This is a genomic window from Streptomyces sudanensis, assembly GCF_023614315.1.
Classification (GTDB): domain Bacteria; phylum Actinomycetota; class Actinomycetes; order Streptomycetales; family Streptomycetaceae; genus Streptomyces; species Streptomyces sudanensis.
Genome location: NZ_CP095474.1, coordinates 4,032,879 through 4,053,996 on the forward strand (window position 1 = coordinate 4,032,879; position 21,118 = coordinate 4,053,996).

23 protein-coding genes, 1 tRNA gene and 1 pseudogene are annotated in these 21,118 nt (G+C 73.9%); 17 read left to right on the forward strand and 8 right to left on the reverse strand.

What is annotated here, in order from left to right; genetic code table 11:
- Positions 1 to 81: 81 nt before the first annotated feature.
- The 3 genes from MW084_RS18540 to tdh all read right to left on the reverse strand — a co-directional run bounded on the left by MW084_RS18540 (position 82) and on the right by tdh (position 3,353).
- Positions 82 to 1,005 (reverse strand): LysR family transcriptional regulator, encoded by a 924-nt coding sequence (locus tag MW084_RS18540; RefSeq protein ID WP_010469440.1) that lies wholly within the window; start codon positions 1,003 to 1,005, stop codon positions 82 to 84.
- A gap of 64 nt (positions 1,006 to 1,069) precedes the next feature.
- A complete protein-coding gene (locus MW084_RS18545; protein WP_010469439.1) occupies positions 1,070 to 2,263 on the reverse strand; it encodes a glycine C-acetyltransferase in 1,194 nt (397 codons plus the stop codon).
- A gap of 61 nt (positions 2,264 to 2,324) precedes the next feature.
- A complete protein-coding gene (gene tdh, locus MW084_RS18550; protein ID WP_010469436.1) occupies positions 2,325 to 3,353 on the reverse strand; it encodes an L-threonine 3-dehydrogenase in 1,029 nt (342 codons plus the stop codon).
- 231 nt (positions 3,354 to 3,584) lie between these two features.
- Here tdh and MW084_RS18555 point away from each other — a divergent pair, with 231 nt between their 5' ends.
- From MW084_RS18555 to MW084_RS18570, 4 genes are all read left to right on the forward strand, one after another.
- The gene (locus tag MW084_RS18555) at positions 3,585 to 4,037 is read left to right on the forward strand and encodes a DUF4383 domain-containing protein (protein ID WP_010469433.1); all 453 of its coding nucleotides are present in this window, start codon (positions 3,585 to 3,587) and stop codon (positions 4,035 to 4,037) included.
- A gap of 319 nt (positions 4,038 to 4,356) precedes the next feature.
- A complete protein-coding gene (ctaD, locus tag MW084_RS18560) occupies positions 4,357 to 6,087 on the forward strand; it encodes an aa3-type cytochrome oxidase subunit I (protein WP_255113939.1) in 1,731 nt (576 codons plus the stop codon).
- Entirely contained in the window at positions 6,084 to 6,437 is a 354-nt protein-coding gene (locus tag MW084_RS18565) for a hypothetical protein (protein WP_010474556.1), read from the forward strand. Before ctaD ends, MW084_RS18565 begins: the two co-directional genes overlap by 4 nt.
- Positions 6,438 to 6,637: 200 nt before the next feature.
- Positions 6,638 to 7,060 (forward strand): hypothetical protein, encoded by a 423-nt coding sequence (locus tag MW084_RS18570; protein WP_010474554.1) that lies wholly within the window; start codon positions 6,638 to 6,640, stop codon positions 7,058 to 7,060.
- Between the two features lie 4 nt (positions 7,061 to 7,064).
- Here the strand turns inward: MW084_RS18570 and MW084_RS18575 are convergent, their stop codons facing one another.
- A complete protein-coding gene (locus MW084_RS18575) occupies positions 7,065 to 7,880 on the reverse strand; it encodes a helix-turn-helix domain-containing protein (protein WP_029553803.1) in 816 nt (271 codons plus the stop codon).
- Positions 7,881 to 7,994: 114 nt separating this feature from the next.
- On the opposite strand from MW084_RS18575, the gene MW084_RS18580 reads away from it, so the two are divergent.
- Both MW084_RS18580 and MW084_RS18585 read left to right on the forward strand, forming a co-directional pair.
- Positions 7,995 to 8,300: a 4a-hydroxytetrahydrobiopterin dehydratase gene (locus MW084_RS18580; protein ID WP_010474550.1), complete on the forward strand. Its 306-nt coding sequence runs from the start codon at positions 7,995 to 7,997 to the stop codon at positions 8,298 to 8,300.
- A gap of 175 nt (positions 8,301 to 8,475) precedes the next feature.
- Entirely contained in the window at positions 8,476 to 9,330 is an 855-nt protein-coding gene (locus tag MW084_RS18585; RefSeq protein WP_010474549.1) for a class I SAM-dependent methyltransferase, read from the forward strand.
- A gap of 30 nt (positions 9,331 to 9,360) precedes the next feature.
- Here the strand turns inward: MW084_RS18585 and MW084_RS18590 are convergent, their stop codons facing one another.
- Positions 9,361 to 11,184: an AMP-dependent synthetase/ligase gene (locus tag MW084_RS18590; protein WP_010474546.1), complete on the reverse strand. Its 1,824-nt coding sequence runs from the start codon at positions 11,182 to 11,184 to the stop codon at positions 9,361 to 9,363.
- 441 nt (positions 11,185 to 11,625) lie between these two features.
- Here MW084_RS18590 and MW084_RS18595 point away from each other — a divergent pair, with 441 nt between their 5' ends.
- A complete protein-coding gene (locus MW084_RS18595; RefSeq protein ID WP_255113934.1) occupies positions 11,626 to 12,015 on the forward strand; it encodes a (2Fe-2S) ferredoxin domain-containing protein in 390 nt (129 codons plus the stop codon).
- Between the two features lie 47 nt (positions 12,016 to 12,062).
- On the opposite strand, the gene fdhD is transcribed toward MW084_RS18595, so the two are convergent.
- Positions 12,063 to 12,917, reverse strand: a complete 855-nt coding sequence (gene fdhD / locus MW084_RS18600) for a formate dehydrogenase accessory sulfurtransferase FdhD (protein ID WP_010474542.1) — start codon at positions 12,915 to 12,917, stop codon at positions 12,063 to 12,065.
- A 211-nt stretch (positions 12,918 to 13,128) separates the two neighbouring features.
- Here fdhD and MW084_RS18605 point away from each other — a divergent pair, with 211 nt between their 5' ends.
- The 7 genes from MW084_RS18605 to MW084_RS18635 all read left to right on the forward strand — a co-directional run bounded on the left by MW084_RS18605 (position 13,129) and on the right by MW084_RS18635 (position 17,600).
- Entirely contained in the window at positions 13,129 to 14,073 is a 945-nt protein-coding gene (locus MW084_RS18605; RefSeq protein ID WP_010474539.1) for a beta-ketoacyl-ACP synthase III, read from the forward strand.
- 141 nt (positions 14,074 to 14,214) lie between these two features.
- Positions 14,215 to 14,302: transfer RNA gene (locus tag MW084_RS18610), tRNA-Leu, on the forward strand.
- Positions 14,303 to 14,504: 202 nt separating this feature from the next.
- Positions 14,505 to 14,903: a hypothetical protein gene (locus MW084_RS18615; RefSeq protein WP_010474537.1), complete on the forward strand. Its 399-nt coding sequence runs from the start codon at positions 14,505 to 14,507 to the stop codon at positions 14,901 to 14,903.
- Positions 14,904 to 14,954: 51 nt separating this feature from the next.
- Positions 14,955 to 15,347: a hypothetical protein gene (locus MW084_RS18620; RefSeq protein ID WP_275563693.1), complete on the forward strand. Its 393-nt coding sequence runs from the start codon at positions 14,955 to 14,957 to the stop codon at positions 15,345 to 15,347.
- Positions 15,348 to 15,509: 162 nt separating this feature from the next.
- Positions 15,510 to 15,839, forward strand: a complete 330-nt coding sequence (locus tag MW084_RS18625; RefSeq protein WP_010474533.1) for a plasmid mobilization protein — start codon at positions 15,510 to 15,512, stop codon at positions 15,837 to 15,839.
- The gene (locus MW084_RS18630) at positions 15,836 to 16,321 is read left to right on the forward strand and encodes a PIN domain-containing protein (RefSeq protein WP_029553801.1); all 486 of its coding nucleotides are present in this window, start codon (positions 15,836 to 15,838) and stop codon (positions 16,319 to 16,321) included. Before MW084_RS18625 ends, MW084_RS18630 begins: the two co-directional genes overlap by 4 nt.
- A gap of 1,117 nt (positions 16,322 to 17,438) precedes the next feature.
- Entirely contained in the window at positions 17,439 to 17,600 is a 162-nt protein-coding gene (locus tag MW084_RS18635) for a hypothetical protein (RefSeq protein WP_010474529.1), read from the forward strand.
- 111 nt (positions 17,601 to 17,711) lie between these two features.
- Here MW084_RS18635 and MW084_RS18640 read toward each other — a convergent pair.
- Positions 17,712 to 18,062 (reverse strand): annotated as a pseudogene (locus MW084_RS18640) (type I restriction endonuclease subunit R); the annotation flags it as partial.
- A gap of 356 nt (positions 18,063 to 18,418) precedes the next feature.
- Here MW084_RS18640 and MW084_RS18645 point away from each other — a divergent pair.
- Positions 18,419 to 18,961, forward strand: coding sequence for a DUF488 domain-containing protein (locus MW084_RS18645; RefSeq protein WP_010474525.1), 543 nt, complete (start codon positions 18,419 to 18,421; stop codon positions 18,959 to 18,961).
- 232 nt (positions 18,962 to 19,193) lie between these two features.
- On the opposite strand, the gene MW084_RS18650 is transcribed toward MW084_RS18645, so the two are convergent.
- Positions 19,194 to 20,051, reverse strand: a complete 858-nt coding sequence (locus tag MW084_RS18650; RefSeq protein ID WP_010474523.1) for a class I SAM-dependent methyltransferase — start codon at positions 20,049 to 20,051, stop codon at positions 19,194 to 19,196.
- A 229-nt stretch (positions 20,052 to 20,280) separates the two neighbouring features.
- Between MW084_RS18650 and MW084_RS18655 the strand changes: the two genes are divergently transcribed.
- Complete coding sequence (locus MW084_RS18655; protein WP_010474521.1) at positions 20,281 to 20,523, forward strand: hypothetical protein; 243 nt, start codon at positions 20,281 to 20,283, stop codon at positions 20,521 to 20,523.
- Positions 20,524 to 20,639: 116 nt separating this feature from the next.
- The coding region (locus tag MW084_RS18660) for a hypothetical protein (RefSeq protein WP_275563694.1) at positions 20,640 to 20,963 on the forward strand (324 nt) is incomplete at its 3' end.
- Between the last annotated feature and the right edge of the window lie 155 nt (positions 20,964 to 21,118).

Genomic DNA, 21,118 nt, shown 5'->3' on the forward strand with positions numbered 1-21,118 from the left:
CNGCCGCCGGATCAGCNGCCGTGCCCGCCGCTGCCCCCGCACACCCGGATCGTCCCGCCGTGCGCGCCGGACCGCCCCCGGTCAGGGGGCGCCGGCCGCCGGCAGGTCCGCCGCCGCCCGTACCAGCGCGTCCAGCACCGGCCGGATCAGCGGGTGCTCCTCGGCGCCCCGCCGCACCGCCGCGAACACCCGGCGGAACGCCGCCGGGCCCGCCACCGGCCGCACCACCACGCCCTTCAGTTCGATGCCGCGCAGCGCCGAACGCGGCACCAGGGCGACGCCCGCGCCCGCGCCCGCCAGCGCCACGACCGCGCGGAAGTCGTCCGACACGTGCACCAGCCGCGGCTCGAAACCCGCCAGCTCGCAGGCGAGCAGCACCATGTCGTGACAGGGGTTGCCCGGCGACTGGCCGATCCAGTCGCTGCCCGCCAGCGCCGCCAGCGCCACCTCCGGCTCCTGCGCCAGGGGGTGACCCGCGTGGAGCACCGCGTCGAACGGCTCCGCGTACAGCGGCACCCGTGCCAGCCGCCGGTCGCCCTCGCGCGGCGCGCCCCGGTACTCCACCGCCAGCGCCAGGTCGGCCCCGCCGTCCAGGACGAGCGGCAGCGACTCGTCGCCCTCCGCGTCCCGCACGCGCAGCCGGATCCCCGGGTGCCGCTCGGCGAGCCGTTCGATCGCCGGGGCCAGCACCTCCGCGATGCCCGTCGCGAACGCCGCGACCGTCACCTCGCCCGCCGTCCCGTCCGCGTACGCCGCGAGCTCCGCCTCGGCGCGCTCCAGCTGCGCCAGCACCTCGTTGGCGTGCTCCAGGAGGATCTCCCCGGCCGGGGTGAGCCGCACCCCCCGGCCGCTGCGGGTCAGCAGGGTGTGTCCGGTCTCCTGCTCCAGCGCGGCGAGCTGCTGGGAGACGGCGGACGGCGTGAGGTACAGCGCTGCGGCCGCGGCGGTCACCGTGCGGTGGTCCGCCGCGGCCCGCAGGATGCGCAGCCGGCGGGGGTCGATCACCCTGCCATTGTCACCCGGCGGCCACCGGGCGGCGCCACGCCCGCCCCGGCCGCCGGGACGGGCGTCAGGCGCCCATCGCCGCCCGGGCGTCGACGAACGCCGCCACCGCGCGCTCCACGTCCGCCGTGGAGTGCGCCGCCGAGAGCTGCACCCGGATCCGGGCCTGGCCCATCGGCACCACCGGGTACGAGAACCCGATCACGTACACGCCGCGCTCCAGCAGCAGCTCCGCCATCCGCGCCGCCTTCGCCGCGTCCCCGATCATCACGGGCGCGATCGCGTGGTCGCCGGGCAGGATCTCGAAGCCCTCCTCCGCCATCCGCGTGCGGAACAGCTTCGTGTTCGCGTCGAGCCGTTCCCGCAGGTCGCCCGCCGACTCCAGCAGGTCGAGGACCTTCAGCGACGCGGCGGCGATCACCGGGGCGAGCGAGTTGGAGAACAGGTACGGGCGGGACCGCTGGCGCAGCAGCTCCACGATCTCCGCGCGGGCCGCCACGTAGCCGCCGGACGCGCCGCCCAGCGCCTTGCCGAGGGTGCCGGTGACGATGTCCACGCGGTCCGCCACGCCGTGCAGCTCCGGCGTGCCCCGGCCGCCCGCGCCGACGAAGCCGACGGCGTGCGAGTCGTCGACCATGACCATCGCGTCGTACCGGTCGGCGAGGTCGCAGATCTCCCGCAGCGGCGCCACGTAGCCGTCCATGGAGAACACGCCGTCGGTGACGATCAGCCGGCGCCGGGCGCCCGACGCCTCCTTCAGCCGGGTCTCCAGCTCCGCCATGTCGCGGTTGGCGTACCGGTACCGGGCGGCCTTCGACAGGCGGATGCCATCGATGATCGAGGCGTGGTTCAGGGCGTCGGAGATCACCGCGTCCTCGGCGCCGAGGAGGGTCTCGAAGACGCCGCCGTTCGCGTCGAAGCAGGAGGAGTACAGGATCGTGTCCTCCTGCCCGAGGAACGCCGACAGCCTCCGCTCCAGCTCCTTGTGGATCTCCTGGGTGCCGCAGATGAACCGCACGGACGCCATGCCGTAGCCCCACCGGTCCAGGGCGTCCTTGGCCGCCGCCACCACCTCCGGGTGGTCGGCCAGGCCCAGGTAGTTGTTGGCGCAGAAGTTCAGCACGTCACCGGGCGCACCGCCGGCGGTGACGGCGACGGACGCGGACTGGGGGGTGCCGATGACCCGCTCGGGCTTGTAGAGCCCGGCGTCGCGGATCTCGTCGAGGGCGGCGCGCAGCTCGTCGCGGACGGACACGAACATGAGGGGTACTCCTAGGAATCGCGGTGGCCGGGGGAGCGGGAGGGGGACGCGGCGGCCCGCGTCACGCGTCCCAGTTCAGGATGATCTTGCCGCTGCGGGCCGTCGACGCCTCGTCGAACGCGGCGTCGAAGTCCTTGTACGCGTACGTCCCGGTGACCACCGGGCTCAGGTCGAGACCGCCTTCCAGCAGCACCGTCATGGCGTACCAGGTCTCGAACATCTCCCGGCCGTAGATGCCCTTGACCGTGATCATCGAGGTCACGATCCTCGACCAGTCGACCGGGAACTCCTCCGCCGGCAGGCCCAGCATCGCGATGCGGCCGCCGTGGGTCATGTTGGCGACCATCTCGCGCATCGCCTCGGGGCGGCCGGACATCTCCAGGCCGACGTCGAAGCCCTCCCGCAGCCCCAGCTGCTTCTGCGCGTCCGCGACGCTCGTCCGCGCGACGTTCACCGCGAGGGTCGCGCCGACCTTGCGGGCCAGCTCCAGGCGGGGCTCGCTCACGTCGGTGATCACCACGTTGCGCGCACCGGCGTGCCGGGCCACGGCCGCCGCCATGATGCCGATCGGCCCGGCGCCCGTGATCAGCACGTCCTCGCCGACCAGGGGGAACGACAGCGCCGTGTGCACCGCGTTGCCGAACGGGTCGAAGATCGCCGCGATGTCGAGGTCCACCTCGGTGCGGTGCACCCAGACGTTCGACGCGGGCAGCGCCACGTACTCGGCGAACGCCCCGTTCCGCCCGACGCCCAGCCCGACCGTCGCCCGGCACAGGTGGCGGCGGCCCGCCAGGCAGTTGCGGCACCTGCCGCACACCAGGTGCCCCTCGCCGCTGACCAGGTCGCCCACCGCGATGTCCCGCACGTCGGAGCCGACCGCGGCGACCTCGCCGACGAACTCGTGGCCCAGGACCAGCGGCGTCGACACGGCCTGCTGCGCCCAGCCGTCCCACGCGCGGATGTGCAGGTCGGTCCCGCAGATACCGGTGCGCAGCACCCTGATCAGCACGTCGCCGGGGCCGGTCTCGGGCTCGGGGACGTCCATCAGCCACAGGCCGGGCTCGGCCTTCTGCTTGACAAGGGCCTTCATCGCGGTGACTCCAGGCGGGAAGAGGGGTGAACGCGACCAATCTGCCGACCCGGAGGGGCCGCGTCCATCGAGGTTTTCTTAAGTAGTCCCACAGCCTGGCTTCACGCGCTCCACCGGACGGGCGACACCCTCCTGGACCACACGACGGGGCTAAGGGGGCGGGTGAGGGGTAGTCGGCGTCGTGAGAGCCGGACGGCGGCACCCGCCGCCCCGCGAGAAAGAGGCCGCTCCATGACCACGCACCCCCGCACGACGGCCGCCCGGACCCCCGTGCAGAAGGCCGCGCTCCTGGTGGGCTCGGTGTTCCTGCTGGTGGGGATCCTCGGCTTCATCCCCGGGATCACGACGGACTACGACACGATGAAGTTCGCCGAGCACCACTCCGAAGCCAAGCTGCTGGGCCTGTTCCAGGTGTCGATCCTGCACAACATCGTGCACCTGCTGTTCGGCATCGCGGGCATCGCCATGGCCCGCTCGGCCTCCACGGCCCGCAACTTCCTCATCGGGGGCGGCATCGTCTACCTGCTCCTGTGGCTCTACGGCCTGATCATCGACCACGACAGCGCCGCCAACTTCGTGCCCGTCAACACCGCCGACAACTGGCTGCACTTCTTCCTCGGGCTGGGCATGATCGCCCTGGGGACGCTCCTGACCCGCGGTCGCGGACACACGACGGGCCGGTAGGCGTACGGCACGTCCGCCCGTCCCGCGGGCCGCGGAGGCCCGGCGGGGGAGGCGTACGGGCGGCGGGGCGGCCCGGTCGAACCGGACCCCCGCCGGCCCCGCCGNNNNGGGGGCCGGGCCCCGGCCGACACGGCCCNGCTCNGGNNNGCNCCGCCCGTCCGGGCGGCCCCTCACACAATCCCATCAGACGTGTTGTTCCCCGAACGGCTCAATCGGCGAGGTCGTGACGCGCGTCGGTCCGCCCCGTTTGCCATGGTGCGATGGGGGTACCCAACCGCCCGCTCTCCGATCACCACCGACCGCCCGGATGGGGTATCGCATGGCCACGACCACCGAGCAGAACACCCTCGTGCCAGTGAAGAAGCGGGGGTGGGGCCGCATCGCGGTCGACTGGCTCACCACGACGGACCACAAGAAGATCGGGCACCTCTACCTGATCACGTCCTTCGTCTTCTTCCTGTTCGGCGGCCTGCTCGCCCTGATGATCCGTGCGGAACTGGCCCGCCCCGGCATCCAGCTGATCTCGAACGAGCAGTACAACCAGACCTTCACCCTGCACGGCACGGTCATGCTGCTGCTGTTCGCCACCCCGACGTTCACCGGGTTCGCCAACGCGATCATGCCGTTGCAGATCGGGGCCCCGGACGTGGCGTTCCCGCGGCTGAACATGTTCTCGTACTGGCTGTTCCTCTTCGGCAGCCTCATCGTCCTCGGCGGCCTGCTGACGACCCAGGGCACCGCGGACTTCGGCTGGACCGCCTACACCCCCCTCAGCGGCGGGGAGCGCACCCCCTACGTCGGCGGCGACATGTGGATCATGGGACTGGCGCTGACCGGCTTCGGCACGATCCTCGGCGCGGTCAACTTCATCGCCACCATCATCTGCATGCGCGCGCCCGGCATGACGATGTTCCGGATGCCGATCTTCACCTGGAACGTGCTGCTGACCTCCGTGCTGGTCCTGCTCGCCTTCCCGGTCCTCGCGGCCGCGCTGTTCGCCCTGGAGGCGGACCGGCGCTTCGGGGCCCAGGTGTTCGACCCGGAGACCGGCGGGGCGCTCCTGTGGCAGCACCTGTTCTGGTTCTTCGGGCACCCGGAGGTGTACATCCTGGCGCTGCCCTTCTTCGGGGTGGTCAGCGAGGTCATCCCGGTCTTCTCCCGCAAGCCGCTGTTCGGGTACATCGGGCTGGTGGCCGCCACGATCGCCATCACCGGCCTGTCGGTGACGGTGTGGGCGCACCACATGTTCGCCACCGGCGCGGTGCTGCTGCCGTTCTTCTCGTTCATGACCTTCCTGATCGCCGTGCCCACCGGGGTGAAGTTCTTCAACTGGATCGGCACGATGTGGAAGGGGTCGATCAGCTTCGAGACGCCGATGCTGTGGGCGGTCGGCTTCCTCGTCACCTTCCTCTTCGGCGGGTTGACCGGCGTCATCCTCGGCTCGCCGCCGCTGGACTGGCACGTCACCGACACGTACTTCGTGGTGGCGCACTTCCACTACGTCGTCTTCGGCACCGTGGTGTTCGCGATGTTCGCCGGGTTCCACTTCTGGTGGCCGAAGATGACCGGCACCATGCTCGACGAACGCCTCGGCAAGATCCACTTCTGGACCCTGTTCGTCGGGTTCCACCTGACGTTCCTGGTGCAGCACTGGCTCGGCGCCGAGGGCATGCCCCGCCGGTACGCCGACTACCTCGCGGCCGACGGGTTCACCGGCCTCAACATGCTCTCCTCGATCGGCGCGTTCCTGCTGGGCCTGTCCACCCTGCCGTTCCTCTACAACGTGTGGAAGACCGCCAAGGTCGGCAAGCGGATCGAGGTCGACGACCCGTGGGGCTACGGCCGGTCGCTGGAGTGGGCCACCTCCTGCCCGCCGCCGCGCCACAACTTCCTCACCCTGCCCCGGGTCCGCTCCGAGTCGCCCGCCTTCGACCTGCACCACCCCGAGATCACCGCCCTCAGGGCGCAGGAGACGGGCGGCCGCCGGGACGTCATCGAACCCGAGAAGGGGACGGCCGCCCGGCCGAGCGGCAAGGGGGAGGTGGAATGAGGACCACCTCGGCGACGAGCCGCGAGACCGCCGAGGGCATCAACCGCGTCGAGGGGTACCTCCTCGCCCAGGCGGAGCTGCTCGGGGCCCGCAGGGAGGGCGAGGCGTTCGCGCGCCGCATGCCCTGGCTGACCACCGCCCAGCACGAGGAGGTGGCCCGCCTCTACGCCGAGGACCGCATCGAACTGTCGAAGAAGGTCCTGCGGGCGATCGCCGGCCGCTGCGTCGAACTGCGCGGCGAGTACACCGCGCGCTACGTGCGGCTGCGGCAGCGCCTCCTGTGCGTGAGCGTCGCCTCGCTCCTCACCTCGGCGGCGCTGTGCGTCGCCGCCTGGCGCTTCGCCGGGTGACCCGGGGCCGCGCCCCGGAGCCCCCGCGGTCCCGCCCGCGACCCGGTCCGGCGGGCGCGGGNGGCCGCCACCGCCCGGTCGATTACCTCACGGGTAATCGACCGGGCGGTGGCGCGGGAGGCAGGGTGAGCGGTGCCGGGGGTCGTCCCCGGCACCGGTCTCCCCGTGTTCCCGCAGATCCCGATGGAGGGTGATCCCCCATGTCCCAGGCCCTGCTCGCCGGCCTTTCCCGCACCACCGAACCGCACAGGGCCCTGCGCCGCTTCCTCACCCTCGACGCGGTCACCACCGGGACGAACGGACTGGTCTACGTCGTCGCGCCCGGCCCGGTCGGGCGGCTCCTCGGCGTGGACGCCCCCCTCCTGTTCGCCGTGGGCGTCTTCCTCGTCGCGTACGGCGCGGCCGTCGGCGCCGTCGCCTCCCGCCGGCGCCCGCCCGCCGCGGCCGTCACGGCGGTCGTCGACGCCAACGTGCTGTGGGTCGTGTCCAGCTTCGCCGCCCTCGCCCTGTGGCTGGAGCCCAGCGCCGCCGGCGCCGTGTGGATCCCCGCGCAGGCGCTGACCGTCGCCGGGTTCGCCGCGCTGCAGTGGACCTCCCTGCGCGCCCGCGACGCGGGCCGCTGACCCGTCAGCCGGGCAGCGGCAGGGAGCGGAGGAACGCGGCGGTCTCCGCGTCGGCCGGCAGGAACGTCTCGATGGCCAGCTCGGCGACCGTCACGTCCATCGGCGTGTTGAACGTCGAGATCGACGACACGAACGACAGCACCCGCCCGGCCACCTCGATCCGCAGCGGCAGCGCGAAGTACGGGTACGGCCCCGGCTCCTCCCGGTGGCCGGCCGCCGCGTCGCCGTGGCCGGCCACCGGGTACGCGGCGACCTCCTCGTACACCCCGCGCAGCCGCTCGGACCGTTCCAGGGCGATCTGCCGCTCCATCTGGGCCAGCAGGTGCCCGCGCCACTCCGGCAGGTTGCGGATCCTCGGCGCCAGGCCCTCCGGGTGCAGGGTGATCCGCATGGCGTTGGGCTCCTCCAGCAGGTGGCCGGGCAGCCCGTCCAGCAGCAGCCCCGCGCCCCGGTTCGCGGCCAGCACCGCGTAGGAGCCGTCCACGACGATCGCGGGGTACGGGTCGTACCCCGCGAGCAGCCGGTCGATGCTCTCGCGCAGGGCGCCCAGCTCCGGGCCGTCCAGCGCCGACTCGGTGTACCTGGGCGCGTAACCGGCGGCCAGGAGCAGGGAGTTGCGCTCCCGTACGGGTACGTCCAGGTGCTCGGCGAGGCGCAGGACCATCTCCTCGCTCGGCCGCGCCCGGCCCGTCTCGACGAACGAGACGTGCCGGGCCGACGAGCCGGCGCGCAGCGCCAGCTCCAACTGGCTCAGCCGCCGCCGCTCCCGCCACTCCCGCAGCAGAGCCCCCACACCCGTGACCGTCGCCGTAGTCGTCATGCCGCAGACGGTAGCCCAGCCGGCGGTGTCGGCGGCGGGCGGTGGGCGGCCGGACCGTAGGGTCGGGAGCGGCGCCGGCACCGGCGCCGGCCCCGAACCGTGAGGAGGACGGACATGCCCACCGAACCGCTGTCGCGGAGTCGGATCGAGGACCGGCTGCGCGAACGGCCCGGCTGGTCCTTCGCCGACGACCGCATCTCCCGCACGTACCGCCTGGCCACCCACTTCGCGGCGGCCGCGATGGTCGTCCACGTCGCCCGGGTGCAGGACGAACTGGACCACCACTCCGACCTGACCCTCGGCTACGACACGGTCGCCGTGTCGGTGCACACCCACGCCGCGGGCGGCACCGTCACCGAGCGGGACTTCGAGCTGGCCGCGCGGGTCGACGCCGTCGCCGCCGCCCACGGCGCCTCCTGACGCCCCACGGCGCCGTGCCCGGTCCGCCGCCCGTCCGGCGGTGCCCCGCGTCCGGCGCCGTGCCCCGCCGTGCTCCGGGCACCGGCCCGCGGGCGCGGCGACCTCGGTACGCCACGGGGTTGCCGGAACGGCACGGTTCCTGGCCGCCGGAGGTCCCGGCCCGCAGGCTGTCCCCATGACCCACGACCACACGCACATGGACTGGACCGCGATGCTGCCGCTGCTGGAGCGCGGCGCCGAACTGCGCATCCCGCTCTACCGGCAGGCGGCGGCCTGGCTCGCCGACCTGCTGCCGGTGGGCGCCGCCCGGCGGATCCTCGACGTCGGCAGCGGCCCCGGGGTGCTGTCCGGCCTCCTCGCCGAGACGTTCCCGTACGCGGAGGTCGTCGCCGTCGACGCGACGCCCGAGCTGCTGGAGCGCGCCCGGGAGCGCAACGCCGGACTCGGCGGCCGGGTCACCGCGCTGCGCGCCGAACTGCCCGGCGACGCGGATACGCTCGGCGAGGCGGACCTCGTCTGGGCCGGGGAGTCCGTCCACCACATCGGCGACCAGCGCGGCGCCCTCGCGGACCTCGCCCGCCGACTGCGCCCCGGCGGGCTGCTCGCCCTGGCGGAGGGCGGCCTGGCGGCGCGTCACCTGCCCCGCGACACCGGCTTCGGACGGCCCGGCCTGGAGGCCCGGATCGAGGCGCTGGCCGCCGGCTGGTTCACCGAGATGCGGGCCGCGCTGCCCGGAGCCCGCGAGGAGACCGAGGACTGGCCGGCGCTGCTCGCCGCCGCGGGGCTCGTCCCGTCCGGGACGCGCACGTTCCTGCTGGACGTCCCGGCTCCCGTGCCCGCCGCCGTGCGCGAGCACGTCGTCGCGGTGTTCACCCGCACCCGCGACGTCGTCGGCGACCGGCTCCCCGGTGAGGACCTCGCCGCCCTCGACCGGCTGCTCGACCCGGACGACCCCGCGGGCCTCCACCGCCGCCCCGACCTGTACCTCCTGACGGCCCGCACGGTGCACACCGCCCGCCGCGCCGCCTGACGGCGCCCGCCCGGACCGGCCCGCCGCGCGTCAGCGGTACAGCGCCTCGACCTCCTCCGCGTACGCGGTCTCGATCGCGCGCCGCTTCAGCTTCAGCGACGGGGTCAGCAGGCCGTGCTTCTCGCTGAAGGGGTGCGGCAGGATGCGGAAGGTGCGGATCGCCTCGGCGTGCGACACCAGCGTGTTGGCGGCGACGACCGCGCGGCGGATCTCCCTCTCCAGCGCCGGGTCCCGGGCCAGCTCGGGCATCTTGAGCGGTGCCTTCCGCTGGAGCACGAGCCAGTGCTCGATCGCCTCCGGGTCCAGGGTGATCAGCGCCGTGATGTACGGCCGGTCGTTGCCGATCACGACGCACTGGGCGACCAGCGGGTGCGACTGCACGCGGTTCTCCAGGATCTGCGGCGCCACGCTCTTCCCGCTGGTCGTCACCAGGATCTCCTTCTTCCGCCCGGTGATCGTCAGGTAGCCGTCCCCGTCGAGCGCCCCGAGGTCCCCGGTCGCCAGCCACCCGTCGCGCAGCACCGCCTCCCCGGCCGACGGGTTGTTGAGGTACCCGGAGAACACGTGCGGCCCGCGCACCCACACCTCCCCGTCCTCCGCGATCCGCACCGAGGTCCCGGGCAGCGGCAGCCCCACCGTGCCGAACCTGGTCCGCTCGGGCGGATTGAGGGTCGACGCGGAGCACGTCTCCGTCAGCCCGTACCCCTCGTACACGGTCACGCCCGCGCCCGCGAAGAACAGCCCCAGCCTCCGGTCCATCGCCGAACCGCCCGACATGGCGTGCCGCACCCGCCCCCCGAACACCGCGCGCACCCTGTCGTACACGAGCCGGTCGAACAGCCGGTGCCGCACCCGCAGCGCCGCCGAAGGGCCCGGCCCGGCCCCCAGGTCGTGCTCCTCCTGCGCCTCCGCGTACCGGACGGCCACCTCGACGGCCCGCCGGAACAGGCCGCCCTTCCCCTCGGCCTCCGCGCGCCGCCGCGCCGCCTCGAAGACCTTCTCGAAGACGGACGGCACGGCCAGCACGAACGTGGGCCGGAACGCCGCCAGGTCGGGCAGGAGCGCCCGCGGCGACAGCTCCGGCTGGTGGCCCAGCTTCACCCACCCCCGCAGCGCCGAGACCTGCACCTGGCGGCCGAACACGTGGGCGAGCGGCAGGAACAGCAGCGTCGACGCGGCCTCGTCCGGCCGGTGGGCGAACACCCGCTCCCAGCGCCGCAGCATCGTGTCGGCCTGGAACATGAAGTTCCCGTGCGTCAGCACGCAGCCCTTCGGGCGCCCCGTCGTGCCGGAGGTGTAGATGACGGTGGCGACGGACTCCGGGGTCAGGGCCCGCCGGTGGCGGTGCACCACCTCGTCGTCGATCCGCGTCCCGGCCTCGACCAGCTCGCCCAGCGCGCCCTTGTCGAGCTGCCACAGCCGTTCCAGGTGCGGCAGGCGGTTGACCACGGAACCGATCGTCATGGCGTGGTCCTCGTGCTCGACGACGCAGGCGCGCACCTCCGCGTCGTGCAGCATCCAGTGGACCTGGTCGGCGGAGGACGTCGGGTACATGGGCACGGACTGCGCCCCCACGCACCACAGCGCGAAGTCGAACAGCGTCCACTCGTAGCGCGTACGGGACATGATCGCGACCCGGTCCCCGAACCGGATGCCGCAGGCGAGGAGCCCCTTGGCGAGGGCCATCACCTCGTCGCGGAACTGCGCGGACGTGACGTCCCGCCATACCCCCGAGGGGTCCTTGCGCCCCAGGGCGACCCGGTCCGGATCGCTCGACGCATGGTCGAACACGACATCGGCCAGCCCGCCGACCAGCGGAGCCTTCGCCACGGGCGGGACTGTCAACTCACGCAATGGCCTGCTCCTTGTGACGCTCAGCACAGCGGAGGGTGACGGTACCGGACGGGCAGCCGGTGAGGGGAGGTGTTCGTGAAGTCCGGATGAACGGCATCGCCACTGGTCAGGACGGTGAACGGATGGTCACGCGCACGGGGACGGCCGGTTACTGACCGGCTGCTCAGGAAGGGTGCCCAAAACCTCCACCAAATCCCCACAGGATGACCGCGGTGGTCCGGACGCCGGTTCCCGGCGGGTCCCGCCGCCCCGGGCCCCGGGCGCGGTCCCGCCGCCCGGCGGGAACCCGGCCCGGAGGGCCGTGATCACGCCGGTTACGGTGAGGGCCATGCCCGTACCCGCGCTCCNNNCCGCCCAGGCCGGCGCCCCGGCGCCCCGCACCGGCCCGCGCCCCGCCGCGCTCCCGTCCGCTCCGGGCGGGGCCCGGTGACCCGCGGCTGGATGCGCCCCGGAGCCGTCCGGCCCTGCTCGCTCGTCGTCTGCCGGGGCTGCTGCTGCGGCGACGCGCGCAAGAACCCCGGGACCGACCACGCGGGTCAGCTGGAGCGGCTGCGGCAGGCCGCGGCGGCGTCCGGCGGGAGGCTGACCGTCCGCACGAGCGACTGCCTGGGCCCGTGCGGCCAGGCCAACGTCATGGTCGTCCAGCCCTCCACCGAGGCCCGGAGACGCGGCGCCCGCGCCGCGTGGATCGGCTGGGCGCTGGACGACGACTGCCTCGACGACGTCCTCGCCTGGGTCGAGGCGGGCGGACCGGGCATGGCCGAGCCGCCCGCGACACTCGCGCTGCAGATGATCGACCCGCCGTCGGAGGCCCGCCGCCGCGCCCGCTGACACCCGGCGCCCCGCCTTCCGGCCAGGCGTCCGCCCGGGCGCCCGGCTCACCCGGCCGACAGCGGGGCGCCGTCCGCGTCCAGGAGGCGGTGCTCCCCGGCGTACACGTTCATCGACCCGCCCCGCAGGAACCCGACCAGCGTCAGTCCGGCCTCGGCGGCCAGGTCCACGGCCAGCGACGACGGCGCCGAGACCGCCGCCAGCACCGGGACGCCCGCCATCACGGCCTTCTGCGCCAGCTCGAACGACGCCCGCCCCGACACCAGCAGCACCGTCCCGCCCAGCGGCAGCCGCCCCTCCCGCAGGGCCCGCCCGACCACCTTGTCGACCGCGTTGTGCCGCCCCACGTCCTCCCGTACGTCCAGCAGCTCGCCCGCCGCGGAGAACAGGGCCGCCGCGTGCAGCCCGCCCGTCCGCTCGAACACCTGCTGGGCCGCGCGCAGCCGGTCGGGCAGCGCGGCCAGCACGTCCACCCCGACCCGCACCGGCGGGCCGTCGGCGAGCGCGAACCGGGCGGTGGTGCGCACCGCGTCCAGGCTGGCCTTGCCGCACAGCCCGCACGAGGAGGTCGTGTAGACGTTCCGTTCCAGCGTGATGTCCGGCACCGGCACACCCGGCGCGAGCCGCACGTCGACCACGTTGTACGTGTTGCCGCCGTCGTCGCGGGCGCCCGCGCAGTACACGACGTTCCGCACCTCCTCCGCCGCGCCGAGGACGCCCTCGCTGACCAGGAACCCGACGGCGAGCGCGAAGTCGTCGCCCGGCGTGCGCATGGTGACGGCGAGGGGCCTGCCGTCCAACCGGATCTCCAGCGGCTCCTCGGCGACCAGCGTGTCGGGCCGGGCGGACACCGCCCCGTCCCGGACCCGGATGACGCGCCGCCGCTCCGTGACCCGTCCCATGTCTTCTCCGTCCGCTCGCTCGTCCCGCCCCGTCCTCCCGGCTCATTGTGGTCCAACGGTGTGCCGGCTTTCCCGACCCGCGGCGATGTGGCGGATCCTCCAAGCGACGGGCATGAATGCTGTGGGATCACGCGACCGGTTACCGATCGGTCGCTGATCAGACTTGTGGTTTCCGCCACCACGTATCGACCAGCCGAGGAGGTCCCCGGGCATGACGGGCACTCGTATCGCCGCGCTTGGGCATTACCAGCCCGCCAAGGTGCTCACCAACGACGACCTGGCCGCGCTGGTCGACACCAGCGACGAATGGATCCGCAGCCGCGTCGGCATCCGCACCCGCCACATGGCCGGACCGGAGGAGCCGGTCGACAAGCTGGCCTCCCAGGCCGCCGAGAAGGCCCTCGCCTCGGCGGGCCTGGCCCCCGACGACATCGACCTCGTCCTCGTCGCCACGTCCACCGCGATCAACCGCTCCCCGAACATGGCGGCCCGCGTCGCCGCCCGGCTCGGCATGTCCTCCCCGGCCACGATGGACCTGAACGTCGTGTGCGCGGGCTTCACCCACGCCCTCGCCCTCGCCGACCACGCCGTGCGGGCGGGCTCGGCCCGGCGCGCCCTGGTGATCGGCGCGGACAAGATGACGGAGATCGCCGACTGGACCGACCGCACCACCTGCGTCCTGCTCGGCGACGGCGCGGGCGCCGCCGTCGTGGAGGCCGCCCCGGAGGGCGCCCCGGGCATCGGCCCGGTCCTGTGGGGCTCCGTCCCCGAGATGGGCCACGCGGTCCGCATCGAGGGCACCCCGCCCCGCTTCGCCCAGGAGGGCCAGGCCGTCTACCGCTGGGCCACCACCCAGCTCCCGCCCCTCGCCCGCCGCATCTGCGAGCGCTCCGGCATCGCCCTGGAGGACCTGGGGGCGATCGTCCTGCACCAGGCCAACCTCCGCATCATCGAGCCCCTCGCCCAGCGGATAGGGGCGGTCAACGCGGTCGTCGCCCGCGACGTCACGGAGTCCGGCAACACCTCGGCGGCGTCCATCCCCATGGCCCTGTCGAAGCTGGTGGCCCGCGGCGACGTCCCGCCCGGCTCCCCGGCCCTCCTTTTCGGTTTCGGCGGCAACCTGTCGTACGCGGGCCAGGTGGTCCACACCCCGTGAACCCGCCCCCTCACGCTGCGTGACCTCGCCGAAACCGCCGGGCACCCCGCCTGACCACGGGATATGAGGGTGAAGGGCGCCTCGGACCCCTGGTAGAGTTATCCGTGTCGCCCCGGGGAACACCCCGGAGCGTCACACCCGGTCCGGGTGGCGGAATGGCAGACGCGCTAGCTTGAGGTGCTAGTGCCCTTTATCGGGCGTGGGGGTTCAAGTCCCCCCTCGGACACCAGTGGGACGTTCACGAGATCGTCCCGAAGCGTTCACGAAATACCGGCCGAGTTATGTTACTCGCCGGTATTTCGTCGTTCCTGGGGCCTTCAAGCCTCATGATCGGCCCGGTGGGGGGTGAGGCGGTGGTGGTCCAGGTACTGCGCCTCTCACCTGCGAAAACAGAACATGCCTGCGCGACGGCTGGTAGCCGTGGCGCAGGCATGTGGGGTTTTCAGGGGGCGGAGCGCGGCGGAAGGACGCGCGACCTGCCCGGGGACGTCGTCGCCCGGGTCCTGCCCGGCCTGTGCCGTACCGCCCTGGAGGCCGCCCTCCTCGAACCGGCCCGGCGCCGGCTCCTCGGCACGGGCCTGCCGCACGCCGAGATCGAGCAGCGCGTCGCCAAGGTCCACAAACTCACCGAACTGGCCTCCCTCGCCCTCTACGGGGAGATGGATCGGGTGGGCGAGGCCATGGCCGACCTCACCCGGGCCTACGGCCAGCAGGCCACCGACCGCATCCGGTGGTGCAACAAGGGCTCCCACGAAGCCGTGCCCGTCGACGACGTGGAGGAGATCATCCGCCGCACCGCGGACCTCGCGAAGGCGGTGCGATCCCTGTGACCACGATCCGCCTGGCCACCCGTGCCGTCCGCGCGCCCGCCCCGGCTCCCCGTGACCCTCCCGCCTCCGCCGCCGTCCATCTCGACCCCCGAGGAACTGCTCGCGGGCGCGAACCGGTTGCTCGGCACTGCCACAGCCTCCACCACGGGCGTCTGGCCGCGCGCCGTGGCCCTGCTGCTGCGACACGCGCTCGAAGAGGCCCTGCGCCGCTACTGGCAGACCCGCAAACCGCAGCTGGCCCGCTGCCCGCCGCACGCCCAGGCCCTGTGCCTGGAGTCCTACGCCGACCCCGACACGGCCCGCCGCTGGTCGGCGACCTGGGCCGGCCTCAGCCGGGCCTGCCACTACCACGGGTACGAGCTGGCTCCCACGCAGGGGGAGCTGTGGGCGTGGCGGGACGACGTAGATGGGGTGATCGGGGCGTTGGCGCTCCGGACGCGGTGACGGATCGCCGTCGGACCGCAGGCCCGTCGCGCGGGGCAGGCGGCGGACGCCGGCCGGTGGGCGGGGGCGGCACGGAACGGGGTGCCGGGGAGGGGGCTGTCCGGTTGCCCACCTCGACCGGCCGCACTCGCACCGTCGTCATACGCATATTACGATGTCTTCGTGGCGAAGACACGCATCAGCATCAGCTTGGAGCAGGACCAGGCCGAACGCATCAGGCAGCACGCGGAACGGGCGGGCATGGACGTCTCGGCCTATCTGGTGCATGCCGCAACGCGCCAGATGGCCGAGAGCGATGCCATAGAGGAACAGTTCGCCGAGGTGGACGCACTCATCGCCCGGGCGGAGCGAGCGGCGGACGGGCTGCCCGCAGAACCCGCCCCGGAACCGACCGCGGAGCTGACGGAGCAGGAACGCCGCGATGTGGAGGAGGCCCTGGGGCTCGTCCACGGTCGCGACCGGCAAGGCCGCCGTCCGGGGCACGCCGCGTGAGCGCACGGGTGCCGGTCTACGACACCGGCATGCTCATCGCGCTGGCCGACCGCAAGGCGAAGGCGGTGGCCCTCCATGAGGGACTGCGCACGGTCCCGCACCGGGCGCTGGTGCTCGGACCGGTCCTCGCCCAGGTGTGGCGCCCCCAGCCGGCGTTGGTGCACGCCCTGTCCGGCGTCCTGAAGGACTGCACGGTCCCTCAGGCCCGTACGTCCGAGCCGCCCATGCGTGAGACGAAGGCGGGCCGTCCGGAGTGTCTGGCCTGTGCGACGGGCCCGGACCTCGCGGACTGGCGGCGCATCGGGACCGCTCTGGGGCGGGCGGCCCTGCCGGCGAAGAAGCGGCCGGACGCGGTGGACGCCTGGGTGGCCCTGGCAGCGGCCCGGCACGGCAGCTCGGTGGTCTTCACCACCGACCCGGGGGACATCCACGCCTACCTCACGATTCTCGCGCCGTCGGACGTGCACGTGGTCGCTGTCTGATGACCGGGAGCCACGCTCGGCCCCGTCCAGGCGTCGCCCAGGCGGTGAACGAGCCGTCGGCAGGAGCGGGGCACGGAGTTCGGCCCTGCGCAGACTCGCTCCGCGAGCGGGTGCCGAGGTGATCAGCCATCAACGGCAATGGCCATCCAGTGCCACGGCCTCCCCGCGCGCCGACGGCTGAACTCGCCCAGAGTCCTCCACCCGCTTCGCCATTTACCACGGCCGTGGTACTCGGCACGGCAGGAGCAGGTGCACAGGAAGCCCTGGGCGTTCTGGCAGGACGAGTTGCACCTTTCACGCGGGTTGTACTCACGGCCGATGAGGACGCTCGGATACCTGCGGAGCAGCTCCCGGCTGATGTGGGGGAAGTGAGCGCTGGCCACCGTCCAGCACCCCTCGCGGCTGTCCCACCGGAACGATCTATCGCTTCCGACCCAGCCGGACAGTTTCCGCTCGTGCTCCCACATCGTGTGAGCCGGGAACCAGACACCGAACCACCCTTTGGCGGGCAGGCCGATTGTCGGCAGGTGCTCACCCCGATAATTCGGCAGCCACTCAGGGGGCTTGAGGTACTCGATCTTCTCCCGCAAGGCACGCCCGCGCCCTTTGTCCCTGCCCGTAGTCCGCCGGTTGCGTCGAGGCCCGGGCCCCCACTCGACCGACACAAGCGCGGCGAGCTGACCGGAGGCATAGCAGGGGAAACGGCTTATCGGCCTGTCATGGGCGACCACGCGCCCGTCCTGGTCGACCTCGATGGAGTTGCGGCACTTCAAACACGTGCGGTTGAACCCTCCGTCTCCCACAAGCACCCCCTTGGTTGAGCCGACGTCTACCGTGCCTGCTGCCGTGTCCTGCCGGTCTCGGCTCGCATCACGCGGGATATCGCGGACGGGACGTTCCGTGTGAACTCGCCCCGATGGCCCGGAGCGAGTGGCCTCGCGGCAACCACGTAGGCGCTGGACGCGCCGTAATCGACTGCGATGGCGGAGCGGGGTGCTCGACATACTTCAGTGTACCGAGGGTCAGCCAGGCGGGTTCTCGGACGTTGGCGGCGTGCTGGACGTCAGCCCTGGCCACGACGTCGGAGGCGGGCCAAAGGCGCGACTCGTCCCGCACCGTGACGATCCCCTCCGGCCCCGGCAGCGGCGAGTACGAGACCCCCAGCGGGGCGGCGGCCGCCGTGGTGCGCGCACTCGACCCGCACGCCGACCCCGACCGCAACGGCTGGTCGTTCTGGACCGTCACCGCCACGGGGCGGCTCCTGCAGAGCATCCGGTAGGCGGACGGCCCGCCCGGCGCCGGCCGTGCGCCACCACGCCCGTCAGGCCCGACGGCACGTGCGCCCCTCCGGCGCTTCGCGGGCACCGGCGGGACCGGAGCCGCAACGCACCTCGGCGTCCTTGCCGCCGCCGGTCCCGTCGCCGAACCCCCTCAGCCCGCGGGGCCGTCGGGCGCGAGGGACCCGTCGTGCTCGCCGGTCTTCTCGACCCGCAGCGCAGGTGGCCGAGGTCCACCTCGCCTGTGCCGACGCCGCCGTCCGCGAGGCGGGGCAGCCGGTCGAGCAGGTCAGGTGGCGCCCGTACGGGTACAGGCGCTCCAGGCAGGCGTCCTGGTAGGGGACGATCCGCGCGAGGAAGCCGTACGTGCGGACGTGGTCGTCGAGGCGGGCGCGGAACTCCCCGGCGGTCTCGACGTCGTCCTCCTCCTCGCTCTCCGGGAGGGCGCGGAAGCGGGTGGCGGCGACGGGCACCGCCCACTCCCTCCGCGCATGTCGCGCGAGCGGTGTGGCGGGGGCGCCCCGAGCGATGAGAACACGCCTCTTCGGGTCCGGGTGATCGCCGCGCCGGTCGCGGGGTAGGGATGGGTCGTGCCCGAGGAGCTTCAGGTCTTGGACCGGCCGGGGAGGTCCTGCCACGGCCGGGGAGGCCCCGTCCCGGTCGGGGGGTCCTGTCCCGGCCGTCCCGCCCGGCGGCTCGCGATCGGGCGGGGTGCGGGCCGCTCGGCGCCGCGCCGGCCGCGAGCCGCCGTACCCGATGGACACACCCGATGCACGCGCCCGGCGTGCGGACCCGACCGAACCGACCCCAGGGGGTTTTGATGCCCCGGCTCGAACTGCTCACCTTCGGCCACAGCACCGCCGACCGGGGAACGCTGGCACGGCTCCTCCGGGAAGCCGGCGTCACCGCCGTCGTGGACGTCAGGACGGCCCCCGGCAGCCGCCGCGACCCGGACCTGGCGCGGCAGAGACTGGACCGGTGGATGCCCGAAGCGGGGGTCGCCTACCGGTGGGAGCCGCGCTTGGGCGGCTTCCGCAAGCCGTCGCCCGACTCGCCCGACACGGTCTGGCGCAACGCCTCCTTCCGGGGCTACGCCGCCCACACCCGCAGCCCGGACTTCCTCGCCGCCATGGACGCCCTCACGCAGCAGGCCGCCCGGGAGCGCACCGCGGTGATGTGCAGCGAGGCCGTGTGGTGGCGGTGCCACCGGCGCCTGATCGCCGACTTCGCCGTCCTCGCCCGCGGCGTCCCCGTCCACCACCTGATGCATGACGGGCGCCTCACGCCCCACAGCCCGACGCCGGGCGTGCGCCTCCGCGACGACGGCCTCCTCGTGTACGACGACGCCGGTACGCCCCCGTGACGAGCGCCGTCGCCGGCGGGCGGACGGCTGCCCGATGCGACGCCACCGGCCCGCCGTGCGGGCGGGTTCCGCTCGGGCCCCACCGTGACGCCGCCCGCTCCCGGCGGTGTGCCCTGCGACCCGCTACGCACACCGCTGCCCCGCGCGGCCCCGCCGCCGGTGCCGCGGACCTCCGGCGGGTCGACTCGCGGTCCGTACCGTGCCGCCGGGGCGGAAAGCGCGGGCGGTGCCGCTACCCGCCGTCCGCCGGGCGCGCGGCCGTCACCAGGTAGTAGTCGAGGATTCCCTCCCGGTACGCGCGGAGGAAGTTGCGGGGCCAGGACACCGGGAGGTCCAGGCCCGCCAGGTAGCGGTCGAAGCCCGACCAGACGGACCCGCCCAGCGACCGGGCCCGCACGTCCGCCAGCCCCGCCGCCGCCAGCGCGCCGGTCAGCGCGCCCAGCGGGCGGGCCACGTCCAGACCGGAGGCGAAGCTGTCCAGGTACTCCGCGAGCATCCGTGCCGCGTCCGGCCGCTCCTCCTCGCCCGGCACGAAGAACGACGCGACCGCCACGCGGCCCCCCGGCCGCAGGACGCGGGCGCACTCGCGGGCGAAGGCGCCCAGGTCGCGGAAGTGCTGGGCGGCCTCCACCGAGTAGACGTGGTCGAACTCCCCGTCCCCGGACGCCATCGCCTCGGCGGCGCCGCGCACCAGGCGCAGCCGCCCGGGCGCCGCGGCCAGCAGCGCGGCGTTGGCCCGGCGGGCGCGGTCCAGCTGGTCGGGGTGGATGTCCATCCCCGTCACCGATGCGTAGGCGTACTCCTCCAGGGCGAGCGCGCAGCCGACGCCGAGACCGCACCCGACCTCCAGCGCCCGCCGCCCGTCGCCGCCGCCCAGCGCGTCCAGCACCCGCCGGTAGAGCAGGCGCTCGCTGCGCTCGCGGTCCGCCACCGTGAGGGGGCCGTCCGGACGGATCCCGTCCCACAGGCCGAAGTTGATGAAACCGCCCTGGAACACGGGTACGGAGCTGAGGTCGTCCGGCCCGTACACCGCGCGCACAGCCGGCGGAACGGGCCCGTACCGGTCCTCCGCCGCGTTGTCACCCTTCATGCGCGTACCGTACCCGCCCCGCGTGCCTCGCCGGGCGCCCGGCGAGGCACGCCCGGAGCGGCAGGGCCCGGGCCCGCGCGCATGAGGGGAGGGGCGGGGAGCGGGGCGCTGCNGCACACNGGGCNNTCGGGGCGCCGGTGCGGCGGCGGGAACCCCGCGGGGGTGGTACACCGCATACGTCCGGCCCTCCCTCTCCCGAGCCGCCCCGGCACCGAAGGAGCCCCGAAGGATGAGCGACGACCTTCCCGAAGACATCCCGCGCCCCGCCCCGATCGTCGTCCTCGGCGTGGTGCCGGCCGACCCTCCGTACCGGGTGGTGGAGATCGGGGGCGGTGTCGCCGGAACCGCCCGCGACATCGTCGACGTGGTCAGGATCGCCCACGAGGCGGGGATGCACCACGTCGACCTCGACGACCCGGCCGTCGTCCGCTGGGTCGGCGGCGGCAAGTACCACTGGACCCACCGGACCTGACGGCGCTTCCCCCCGGTCCTCCCTCCCGGTCCTCCTTTTCGGCCCTGTCACAGGGTCCCGCTACAGTGCCCGTGCGCATGCGTGTTCGACGCGCGCGGCGGAGCGGAGGGAGGGCCATGCAGGCGCGACTCAGGGAACTGGCCGGGGAGTTGGCGGTGCTCCTGTGGCGGGAGCACACCCTGTACCGGGAGCGGTCGGGAGGCGTCGTCATCCGGGGCGAGCACGTGCGGCGGTGGATCAGCCTCTCGCCCCGCGGCACCCGCGACGACGTGCTCCTGAGGGCGGGCCGCATCCTCGACGGCGGCACGACCGCCCCCGCCCGCTCCGAAGCCGTCGTGAGCCTCTCCGCCGGGCGGCAGGAGCTGGCCGCCGTCTGCCGCCGCCTGCTGGCCGAGGCCGCCGCCGACGCGGAGCCGCCGGGGGCGGTGCGGGCCGCACCCNNGCGGCTNNGNNTNNNCGGGCCGGGCGGCGCGGCGGCGGGTCCGCGAGCCGCGCCGTCCGGCCGGGGAAGGGCCGCTCCCGGAGCGGTGGCGGGCGTTCCCGCCGTACGGCTGTCCTGTCCTGGGCACTCCTCCTCGGTGTGCCGGCCCTCGTC

Coding starts and splice junctions, on each gene's coding strand:
- MW084_RS18595 (WP_255113934.1), top strand. CDS start 11,626: ATGCGCCCCGGAGCCGTCCGGCCCTGCTCGCTCGTCGTCTGCCGGGGC.
- MW084_RS18555 (WP_010469433.1), top strand. CDS start 3,585: ATGACCACGCACCCCCGCACGACGGCCGCCCGGACCCCCGTGCAGAAG.
- MW084_RS18565 (WP_010474556.1), top strand. CDS start 6,084: ATGAGGACCACCTCGGCGACGAGCCGCGAGACCGCCGAGGGCATCAAC.
- MW084_RS18580 (WP_010474550.1), top strand. CDS start 7,995: ATGCCCACCGAACCGCTGTCGCGGAGTCGGATCGAGGACCGGCTGCGC.
- tdh (WP_010469436.1), bottom strand. CDS start 3,353: ATGAAGGCCCTTGTCAAGCAGAAGGCCGAGCCCGGCCTGTGGCTGATG.
- MW084_RS18545 (WP_010469439.1), bottom strand. CDS start 2,263: ATGTTCGTGTCCGTCCGCGACGAGCTGCGCGCCGCCCTCGACGAGATC.
- MW084_RS18570 (WP_010474554.1), top strand. CDS start 6,638: ATGTCCCAGGCCCTGCTCGCCGGCCTTTCCCGCACCACCGAACCGCAC.
- ctaD (WP_255113939.1), top strand. CDS start 4,357: ATGGCCACGACCACCGAGCAGAACACCCTCGTGCCAGTGAAGAAGCGG.
- MW084_RS18585 (WP_010474549.1), top strand. CDS start 8,476: ATGACCCACGACCACACGCACATGGACTGGACCGCGATGCTGCCGCTG.
- MW084_RS18615 (WP_010474537.1), top strand. CDS start 14,505: ATGTGGGGTTTTCAGGGGGCGGAGCGCGGCGGAAGGACGCGCGACCTG.
- MW084_RS18650 (WP_010474523.1), bottom strand. CDS start 20,051: ATGAAGGGTGACAACGCGGCGGAGGACCGGTACGGGCCCGTTCCGCCG.
- MW084_RS18575 (WP_029553803.1), bottom strand. CDS start 7,880: ATGACGACTACGGCGACGGTCACGGGTGTGGGGGCTCTGCTGCGGGAG.
- MW084_RS18655 (WP_010474521.1), top strand. CDS start 20,281: ATGAGCGACGACCTTCCCGAAGACATCCCGCGCCCCGCCCCGATCGTC.
- MW084_RS18645 (WP_010474525.1), top strand. CDS start 18,419: ATGCCCCGGCTCGAACTGCTCACCTTCGGCCACAGCACCGCCGACCGG.
- fdhD (WP_010474542.1), bottom strand. CDS start 12,917: ATGGGACGGGTCACGGAGCGGCGGCGCGTCATCCGGGTCCGGGACGGG.
- MW084_RS18605 (WP_010474539.1), top strand. CDS start 13,129: ATGACGGGCACTCGTATCGCCGCGCTTGGGCATTACCAGCCCGCCAAG.